Source organism: Synergistaceae bacterium (assembly GCA_017540085.1).
Classification (GTDB): Bacteria; Synergistota; Synergistia; order Synergistales; family Aminobacteriaceae; genus JAFUXM01.
Window position 1 is genome coordinate 188,503 of record JAFYBQ010000030.1, and the last position, 10,173, is coordinate 198,675.

6 protein-coding genes are annotated in these 10,173 nt (G+C 51.5%); 4 read left to right on the top strand and 2 right to left on the bottom strand.

The window, feature by feature from the left end:
- Both IKQ95_07465 and IKQ95_07470 read left to right on the top strand, forming a co-directional pair.
- Complete coding sequence (locus IKQ95_07465) at nt 1-1,065, top strand: ABC transporter permease (GenBank protein ID MBR4196531.1); 1,065 nt, start codon at nt 1-3, stop codon at nt 1,063-1,065.
- The gene (locus IKQ95_07470) at nt 1,062-2,093 is read left to right on the top strand and encodes a hypothetical protein (GenBank protein ID MBR4196532.1); all 1,032 of its coding nucleotides are present in this window, start codon (nt 1,062-1,064) and stop codon (nt 2,091-2,093) included. The genes IKQ95_07465 and IKQ95_07470 overlap by 4 nt, the downstream gene beginning before the upstream one ends.
- A gap of 293 nt (nt 2,094-2,386) precedes the next feature.
- Here IKQ95_07470 and flgC read toward each other — a convergent pair whose 3' ends face one another.
- Both flgC and flgB read right to left on the bottom strand, forming a co-directional pair.
- Nucleotides 2,387-2,806, bottom strand: a complete 420-nt coding sequence (flgC, locus tag IKQ95_07475) for a flagellar basal body rod protein FlgC (protein ID MBR4196533.1) — start codon at nt 2,804-2,806, stop codon at nt 2,387-2,389.
- 6 nt (nt 2,807-2,812) lie between these two features.
- Nucleotides 2,813-3,214: a flagellar basal body rod protein FlgB gene (gene flgB / locus IKQ95_07480; GenBank protein ID MBR4196534.1), complete on the bottom strand. Its 402-nt coding sequence runs from the start codon at nt 3,212-3,214 to the stop codon at nt 2,813-2,815.
- A 117-nt stretch (nt 3,215-3,331) separates the two neighbouring features.
- Between flgB and IKQ95_07485 the strand changes: the two genes are divergently transcribed.
- A complete protein-coding gene (locus tag IKQ95_07485; GenBank protein MBR4196535.1) occupies nt 3,332-8,695 on the top strand; it encodes an AAA family ATPase in 5,364 nt (1,787 codons plus the stop codon).
- Entirely contained in the window at nt 8,692-9,804 is a 1,113-nt protein-coding gene (locus IKQ95_07490) for a hypothetical protein (GenBank protein ID MBR4196536.1), read from the top strand. The genes IKQ95_07485 and IKQ95_07490 overlap by 4 nt, the downstream gene beginning before the upstream one ends.
- The last annotated feature ends 369 nt before the right edge of the window (nt 9,805-10,173 follow it).

Here is a 10,173-nt window from a genome sequence, read left to right on the forward strand (position 1 = left end):
ATGGCCGGGAAACGTTTTGACCTTTCGGGACTCATGCAGTCAAAAGTAACATGGGCTGTAATCGCTGAGGCATTAATTCTCCTCGTCTGCTTCATCATAAGGCCGGACTTCTTCAGCATAAGCTATCAGCCTTCAACGGGAATGCTTTACGGTAGCTTGATAGACATCGTGAACCGTTCAGCCGAAATCACAATAATCTCAATGGGTATGACTCTCGTTATCGCGCTGGGCGGTACGGATCTTTCTGTCGGCGCATTGGTCGCAGTTGCGGGAGCTATTGCTTTGAAGTTTTTGCGCTGGGACGTTCTCACCTACACAACGCCCGGAGATTACACCGTTTACCCGTATATTCTCGTTATCGCTGTGCCGTTAATCGTGTGCGCGTTAATGGGACTGTTTAACGGCTTCTTAGTCGCAAAGGGAGGTATTCAGCCGATAATCGCGACATTGATTCTAATGGTATGCGGAAGGGGAGTCGCTCAGATTCTCACGGACGGAAAGCAATTCACTACGGGCTATTCTCCGTTCAGGGTAATAGGTCAGGGAAGTTTTCTCTGTCTGCCCATGCCGATAATCATAACAATAATCGTTGTTGTAGCGGTTGCATTGTTCACGAGAAAAACAGCTTTCGGGGCGTTCGTTGAAAGTGTCGGAGTCAATCCGAGCGCAAGCCGTCTATCAGGCATAAAGGCCGGGAATGTCATTCTTCTTGTCTTCATGATAACGGGACTCTTGTCGGGGATTGCCGGACTCATATACTCAAGCCGTATAATGTCGAACGACTCCAACAATGCCGGGCTTAATTTCGAGATGGACGCAATATTAGCGGTCGTCATCGGAGGCACTAACATGGCCGGGGGACGCTTCAGCCTCGCAGGAACGGTGATAGGCTCTCTCATCATTCGCACGATTGTAACGTTCGTGTACTATTTCGGGATTGTCGCGGAAGCAACGATGGCATTCAAAGCGTTAATCATCGCTGTAGTTATAGTGTTGCAGTCTGAGCCGGTGAGGAAATATTTTGCCAGACGCGCGGCCATGAGAAGGGCAGGTGCTAAGTCATGAGCAAGAAACAATCACTCTTTGCCCGTCTCACGAATCCCAAATACATAATGGTTTACGCGACAATAGGAATCTTCCTCGTGATTTACGCCGCGGGGGGAATGCTCTACGGTGATAAAGGCTTCCTCACTGTGCGGACGTTCGTCAATCTCTTCATTGACAACGCATATTTCGGTATCTCCGCTGTAGGCATGACAATGGTACTTATCACGGGCGGAATTGATTTGTCGGTCGGTGCTGTCGCGTCATTAACGGGAATGTTTATCGCTTACGGGACAACGGTACTGCACCTTCACCCGATGACCTGCATTTTTGCGGCGTTAGTGATGGGAGTCGGATTAGGGCTTCTCATGGGATGGGTGATTCACTATCTCAATGTTCCTCCGTTTATCACGACATTAACGGGAATGTTCCTAGCGCGGGGAGTATGCTCACTGATTAGCCGGGAGTCAATCGACATTCATCACCCAATGTTTGACGCTCTTGCAAGCTGGAAAATTTATCTCATGAAGTTTGCTGACGGGAAATGGGTACGAATAAAGCCGATTGCGTTCGTGAATTTCAACGTGATACTTTTCCTCGTGATGATTCTTATCGGTGCATTCATATTGCAGCGTACAAGATTCGGGCGCAACATCTACGCCATCGGGGGCAACGAGCAGTCAGCCTCATTGATGGGACTCCCTGTAGGACGCACAAAAGTTTTGGTGTACGGCTTCAACGGGCTGTGCTCAGTTTTGGCGGGGATAAGCTACGCGCTCTACGTCAAAAGCGGCTGGAATCTGTCATTGCAGGGCGGTGAACTTGAGGTGATTACGTGTGCAGTAATAGGCGGTACGTTGCTGACGGGCGGAGTCGGCTACATGATAGGGACTCTTTTCGGCGTGTTATTGAAGTCTGTAATACCTGCCCTGATTACGTTCAACGGTAATCTTCTCTCATGGTGGGGAAAAATTGCGACGGGATTATTGCTGTTACTGTTCATATGCATACAGCGATTTGTCGTAACGTCAACAGGAAGACGCAAATAACAAAAATTCCCGGAAGACTCAGAAATGAATCCTCCGGGAAAATTTTTATCCCTATAATTTCTCCGACCCTACGGCACCCCCTCCCTGCCCGCGCCTTTCGCAGGGTTTGCGACCCCTCCGTCCTTCGGACACCTCCCCTTACGCAGTGGAGGCAAGAACATGGGCGAATCCCTCGTCCCCCCTGCCAAGGGGGGATACAGGGGGGTGATTTTCGCGGAGCGAAACAAAGGGGTGAACCTGCCAAGGGGGAAGGGAGCGACAGCGGAAGGGGGGTGATTTTCGCAGGGTGAAAGTTATCCCCTCATTACGTCAAGCGCACCGTTCCACATATCGCGCCCTGTCGTAACAACGCTCAAATTTGCCTCATATGCACGGCTCGCCACTAACATGTCCGTCATCTCACGCACAAGATTAACATTCGGGTACGCTACATAGCCTTCTTCATTCGCGTCCGGGTGATCTGGCTGATATGCCATTCTCGGCGCGCCCTGATCTTCACTTATCCCAAGAACGCGGACTCCTCCTATGTCGTGATACCCGCCTAATGTGTTATCGAGCATTTCCGCGAAAACAGGAACTCTCCGCTTGTAGGGGCCTCCTGCTTTCGTTCGTGTAGTGTTTATGTTGGCGAGGTTCGACGATATTGTGTCCATCCACAAGCGGTGGGCGGTCAGTGAGCTTCCTGCGACTTCGAGGCTGTCAAAAATTTTCATGATACATCACCTTCCGGCTATTACAGATTTCAGGGTTGTGAGCTTGCTGGCGGCTATCCTCATGAAGCCCGTGTACATCATCCGCGTCTCGGCAAGCACCGCCATTTCTCTTTCGGGGTCTACATTGTTCAGGTCAAGCCGATACTGCTCATCCATTATTTTCGTGTCAGCGGCGTGAACGTCCTTAATCTTGAGCGGGTGCGAGGGAATATGCCCGGGGTCTGTTACTGTCATGTGAAGTTTCCTGCCCTGCTCCATGACTTCGCGCATTTGATCCTCAAACGAGACATTATGCCGGGCATAGCCGGGTGTGTTTGCGTTGGCTACGTTCTTGCTTACGGCCTGGAATCTTTGCGCGAGGCACTCCGACTCCTTCTCGATTACGTCCCATGTATAATCGCCTAGCATGTGTCATCACTCCTTTGTCCTTTGTCTGCGCTGAATTTACCCGTAATTATACACTATTCACTTTTTGGGCTTTAGTGTTTAGAATTTTGCCATACCCACAAAGAAAGGAGTCTTGATATGCCGGACATACAGCAGCAGATTTACAGCGAGCTTGATAAATTCGCGGGACTCTCTGAGGCTGCCGGGAAAATTCTTCATGAGGCTGCCGGGAAAATTGACGGCGGTTATTCACCAAGCGGGACAGAAATCTCACAGCTATTTTCATCCCTGAAGGGTCTGCGGCAACTGTACGAGAATATTTGCTCTCTCATAGCGTCAGAGTCAACAGATACAGAATTGTTGCAGAAAGAGTTATCCGTCTCAGAATTACGCGCAATAACAGCCGGGCTTAATGAGACAGTCGAGACAGCAAAAGAAGACCTGCGCCGCTTCATTCAGATTCGCTCATCAATGGAGGCGTTCAGCAATCACATAAGGCCGTCGCAGGAGAAAGCCTCAAAGCTGCTTCAGAAAATGGAGACTCAGAATCTCACGGGCAGCGCGAAAAAGTCAGCACTGAATGAGTCGTTGAAGTACCAGAAATTTATCGCCATGCTTGACCAGGAACTCACAGAGGGGAACATCTCAAACGCTGAGGAGCTGACGAAAGTATTTCCGCCGATGACTGTTGTCGGACTCACATCGAATCATTACTATATTGACGGGGAAAGCACAAAGCCAGCCCCCCCGAAAGAGTCCGCAGAGCCGCAAAAGTCCCATGAGTCCCAAAAGCTGAAGGAGTCCCCGGAGCCGCAAAGAGTCGCGCAGGAGTCTCCGGTTCAGGCCGCCCCCGCAGAAATTCCGAATGACACGGGAAATATCATCCCCCCTAACACGCCCATAAAGCCCAAAAAAGCCGGGGCAAAAGCCTTCAGGGAGGAAATAATCAGGAACTCCCGCGCCATGGGAAAAGAAGCAATGCTTGAGATTCGCGACCTTCTGAATATCTTTATGCATTACGGAGTCTTGACGCTTGATCAGGTATTCGGGTTCGGAGTGTTCTACAGGGCGTGGCACATAAAGGACGACAGCGAAAGGCAGGAATATATCCGCGAAAAGTTGTCGACAGATTCCCCCGATTACGCTGAAGCGGCACGGGGAGTCATCGAATGGCTGGAGCGCAGGAAAGCTATCGCCTCATTCCGAATGGCTGACAAGGATATTTTCTGCCTCACAAAATGGATGTGCGACTCTCTGGCCAAAAAGGATGTCCGCAAAACTTTCACGGGGCTTGCTCCGGGAAATTTCCTGTACTCCGCTGATGACGGACTCCCAGAGAATGAAGCCGTCGGGATCATGTGCAATAACTACTATGTGCAGACATATCTTGCCTCAGTGCTGTACATGGCTGACCGAGACAGGTACACGCGGATTCTTGACGGCGTTAAATGCGCTCCGGGCAAGGCTATAGCACCTGTGTTCTATGAGGGGAACGAGTACAAGTGCAGGGTTGTTCCGTCAGCAGAAGAAGCCCGAAAGACTGCCGCGGCTTTCCCTGATGATGATATATTGATGGCGGCTGTCGACCCTCCCGAAAAGATAAACGCCGAACTTATGACGCTTGACCCGGCATTGAGGGAGCGTATTTTTGTCGCGGGTAAGACTCTTCACAGGGGACTCTGTGAGATTACTCCGCCGGAAGATGACTCTGACTCCGACTCAGCCCCGGAGGAATCGTATTACCAGCTCGGTTTTGACTTTGGCGACGATGAACCCGGCCATGACTCACAGCCCGAACACGTCCCGGAAATTTCGCGGGAAGAGGCCGAGTCAGCCCCCGAAATTACAGCGCAAGAATCCGAGTCAGCTCCCGAAATCACAGCGACAGAATCCGAGCCAGTCCCGGAAGACTCCGAGTCCGGCATGATTCCGCTTCCGTCTGATTCTGACCTGCTGACCGAAATACGCGCAATGCTCAATGATACAGACTGCGGGAATGACGAAATCCCGTACCCGTCAATAGCCAGCGCAATAATCACCGCTAAGGCCGCCTCACTCACTCAGGGTTACGCGGAATGCGCCGGGCTTTTCTCACGTCTCGACATGGCCGCGCCTGTATTGCCAGACTCGCCGGAATACACCGGGGCGAATCTCTCAGCTATTTTCCCGGACTCGCTGGCGGGTGATACTGTGTCGGAAGGGCTAATGCTGTCGGCGTATTTGGGCGGGATGATGTTCCCTGAAATGCCGTATTCTGATTTCGAGCTTAAACGGAGGGCGGACGAACTCAACGACAATTACGGCGTGTTTTTCCCGTCCTACCGTGAGACAAAGAAAATTTTTGCGCGGGTTTGCGAGTTTTTCAGGCGGTACAGCGAATTTCCTGCGGCGTTCCTTGAGTCAGCAAACAGAAAAGAGAATGACAGCGGAATTTTGTCGCGGATAAAGTCAGAAGCCGAAAGCCTGCTTAACGTTCCTGCGTTCAACAAGGACATGAAGCTGCTGCCGTTTTTCACACGGGAATTTTTCGGCCCGGCTGGGGAAATATATTCGTGCCTGAAGACAGTTGCCGATGATGACTCGTCCGGGACTGAGAGAGTCCGCGCCTTTGTGGATAAATATTACGACACGAGCGAGAAAATGTCAGGCGAGAAAATGAAGGACTTAATCGACACGAAATGGGCGGAAGTGTGGCGCGAAAAAAGCGTTATGCCCGGAAAATTAAGCCCTCTGATTTCACATCTCCGCACGGGCGTAATCAGAGCCGCATATGTCAGACTCGCGATAATGCAGAAATGGCTTGCCGTGAAGGACTCAGAGTCGCGGAATTTCGACACGGACGCACTGACCGCCGCAAGGGACGAGATTTTAGCCCTGGCTGATGACGCAATGCAGAAACTTTCAGGCATGGCTGGAAAATCGGTTGTCATTATGACGCTTGACAGTATACGCCGTAAGCTGACCTGTCAGCCTGAGCCGGTATATTTCGCGGTATTGCTGACAAACGGAATAATCCCGCTTGACTCGGACAATTTGCCCGTTCTCGGAATGAAGGACGTGAAATATTATGAGCCTCTGCGGAATGTCGTCCGCTTCCTGAATGCCCCCCGCCTGACTCTTGAGGAGGCCGGGCGGAAAATACTGTATGACGATGAGTCGCCGATGTTCGAGAACTTGCACCAGCTCGAAATCATCAGAAAGATTCAGGGGCGTGATACAGATTTGGGCGATGACGGGAAGAGGGCGAGAGAGTCCGCCGAGAAATTCACGGAAGATTTCAGGCTACAGATCATGACGGATTACGCATTCGGGCGAATCTCAGAGGATGACGCAGAGACCTTCAAGGCGTTAATCAATGAGAATGACTCGATTCTTGCACTCGGTGATTTCGGGTGCTGGCGGCAGTTTCTTGACGCAATCAGACATCAGGCGGAAGACGTATATATGTCCCGGCAGGCTGTGCTGACTGACGCGATATTTGAGCGGATGGCGTACTACCACGACAAGAATCCCAAGCGCGAAATGCCCGGATACCCTGAAGACCTCGACACGGCCATGTCCCTTGCCGTTAATGGCAGTCTCAACGCCGCCGAGTCTCTCTTCAGCAGGTGCGAGTCGGCTAGGGCTATGGGTCTGACGGTTGCGGACATTCGGACGGAGCGCACAGAGATTGACGCATTCAGCAAGTTTATGGAGAAATTCCCGGAGATTTACGGCGAGTGCAAGAAGCCGGGGAACAAGGAGAAGGCACTAAAGAATTTCGGACGCTCCTACATTGAGTCGAATCCTCCGGCGGAATGGGCCGGGCTGACTCGGAAGCTCAAAGACGAACGCACCGCCATAATCGACAACTGGCCGTCAGGACTCGGCTACACGACTCCCGAACAGATTCGCGCACTTGTTACCGGGCTGGGATTCACGGCTGACCCCTCAGAAGACAGCGTGAAGAAGGACGGAACAGAGTCCAACATGGAATTTTTCACCGTGAAAATCAAGCGCAATGACGGCAGAATTTGCCCTCACCCGATCGCGAAATTCGGCACAAAACTGGAGTCGCTGAATGTCATTGTGCTTTACGGCTCAGGGACTCCCGAAAAAATTGTGTCGTCAGTCATGGAGCGCGAGCCGGGCGCGTCAATTCTCATCATGGACTATCATGTGAGCCTCACCGAGCGCAGCCAGTACGCAAAAGCCTTCAGGACTCACGACAGGCAGGACAAATATTTTCTCCTCATCGACAGGGTATTAGCATTGTTCCTCACGTTACAGGACACGGGGAACCGCTTTTCCGTCATGTTACAGTGCACACTGCCGTACACGTCATGCATACCGTTCACGAAAGGAAGCGGCTACGTTGCGCCGGAAATGTTCTACGGCAGGGAGCGGGAATTAGCCGACATACGAAGCCCGGAAGGGTCATCAATCGTCTACGGAGGCCGCCAGCTCGGAAAAACATCACTCCTTAAACGCGCCGAGACTCTCGAACATCAGCCGGAGAAGCTGAAATTTGCCGTCTACAATGATTTGACGGTCAACGGCCTGAAGCAATCATTTCAGGAAGGCTACAATGAGTCCGAGTTCACCGCCAACATTATCCGCAACGTGAACGCGAAAATTCCCGGACTCCTCCGCGATGACAGCAATACACTTCAGGCAATGTGCGAGAATATAGCCGCTCTTATTGCTGACAGGAAAGCCGAGTCATTCATGCTACTGCTTGACGAGGCAGACGCATTCCTTGACTCAATCCGTGAAGCAAACTATGAGCCATTGCGCCCGCTTGTGAACCTGCGAAACTCGACGCGCAACAAGTTCCGATTCGTTCTTGCGGGACTCCATAACGTAATGAGGGCGAAAAATTCCGCCGCCGACAATAATCCCCTTGGGCAATTGGGTACGGCACTGTGCATTCGTCCTTTGTCCCCGTTTGAGGCGCAGAGACTCCTGCTTGAGCCGCTCGAATATATAGGCTTTCGGATTGACCCTGAGAGGCATTTGGAGACGATATTGACCGCCACGAACTATTACCCGGGAGTCATTCAGTATTTCGGGTATACATTGCTTGAGAAATTCACGGAGCGTTGCGCCAATTCCGGGACAGAAGAAATTTCCCCGCCTTTTTCGGCTGACGACTCACTTCTCGGAAGCGTCATAGCCTCCCAGGAATTGAACGAGGCCGCCGCGCAGACATTGCGGTTATCCCTGAGCCTCGATAAATATTTCATGCTGGGACAGTGCATAGCCTATCTCTATTACATCGGAGGGGGCGAAACTTCCGGGGCGTTCCGTGGCTACAGCGTGAACGAGATCGCCGAGGCTGACGCAGGTTTGACTCAGTGCATGACGGGCGAGAGCTACGACTCGTATGACGCTATACTCCGGGAGATGTCCGACATGGGAATATTGAGCCGACTCGAAAATGGCAGCTACAGATTCCGCCGTCAGTCGTTCATAAAATCGATATGGCCGGATGAAGACTCGGTGCTGAGGACTGGCGAATGACCGCGGCGAATTTCAGCCCCGAAAATTTCTGGTGGCGCAACATTACCGGGCCTTCAGCGATGATTGCCGACACTGTTGGCGCACTCTCAGAGGGCTATAACGTCATACTGGGAGTGCCTGACTTTACCCCGTGGCCTGACCGAATGAGGGGGATAATACGCGAGGAGATTTCCGGCGGAGATGTGTACATTACGGTGATTGACGCTGAGTCGGAATGCTCCGGGACGGCTGAAGACTTCCTGCTTTCACGCTATGACATCGGGCGGAAATATCGCAGTCGGCTTTACACGGCGCAGGAATATTTTTTGCGGAATAATCTGCTGTGCAATCATATTTTCTGGCTGCATAATTTCCGGGACAAAGCGCAGGTTTCTGACTGGGTGAATTTCTGCTCGCGGTATGAGTCGACATCTTCTGACACGGGATTATTCATCATTGACACGGCGAATGACATACTTCCTGCGGGGCGGATGAGGGCGGTTAATTTCGCGGATTACGCCGGGGCATATGACACTAGGATATTCACATCGTTTCTGCTTGACGCTGAGACTTACAGGAGGCCGGAATACTCGCAGGCGTGGAAGGATTATATTGCGGCACTGTCGGCGATGCTATGCGGGGCAGACGCAGAGACAGCAGAGAGGTTAATACGTTCGGCAGATTTCACGGCGATTGAGCCTTTTGACGCTCTGAATTTTGCTGACGGCGGGAAATCCGGCCATGATGAGACGGAAATAATGACTCGCATATGGATGGCGCAGGTACAAATATTTTTCCCGATGATCGAAATTGCGCGTGTGAAAATTCTGCGGGGGGACTCTGAATTGTTCGGGCGGATAAAATTTGCGCTCTCATGGATGGAATCGCAGGGCTTCCCGATGACTCAGAGCGACGGAAAAACGGTAACAGACCCTGAAGACCTCGACATAGGCGGGCTGTTTCACATTCTCTGCAAGTCCAACCTGATAAAGAATGTTGACGTAATGCTTGCCGAGTATGTCTCATTATTGCGGACAATACGGAACTCCCTCGCCCACATGACTCCGTGCAAAGTTGCCGAGGTGAGAGAATTGCTTGACTTTCAGCGGCATTATGACGGGAAAATGTGAGTAAGACCCTAAAGCCTATCCGCTTACTTTTTACGGCTTACTCCCCCGCCTCATGTTTGGGCAATTTTTATGCGGAAATCGCAAGGGCGACATACCAGCCCGGAACGGCTCTAAGACCGTTGTGTATTTTTATACGTTCCTGTTACAGAACGCCTATTGCTAAACATATGTAAGAATTTTAAGAGAGAAAAAGTAAAAAATAAAGTAGCGCGCGTCCTCCTCATAGCTAAAGCTAGGGGTATCCGCGCGGTGTTTTGATGATGACTCCATTGCGTGAGGGCTTGCGGAAAATTCGCGGCCTTCATGCTTTCGGAGCGTGTTATGTGTGTGTGAAAAGGGAAAAACAAAATAGCGGCACCTGGATTCGAA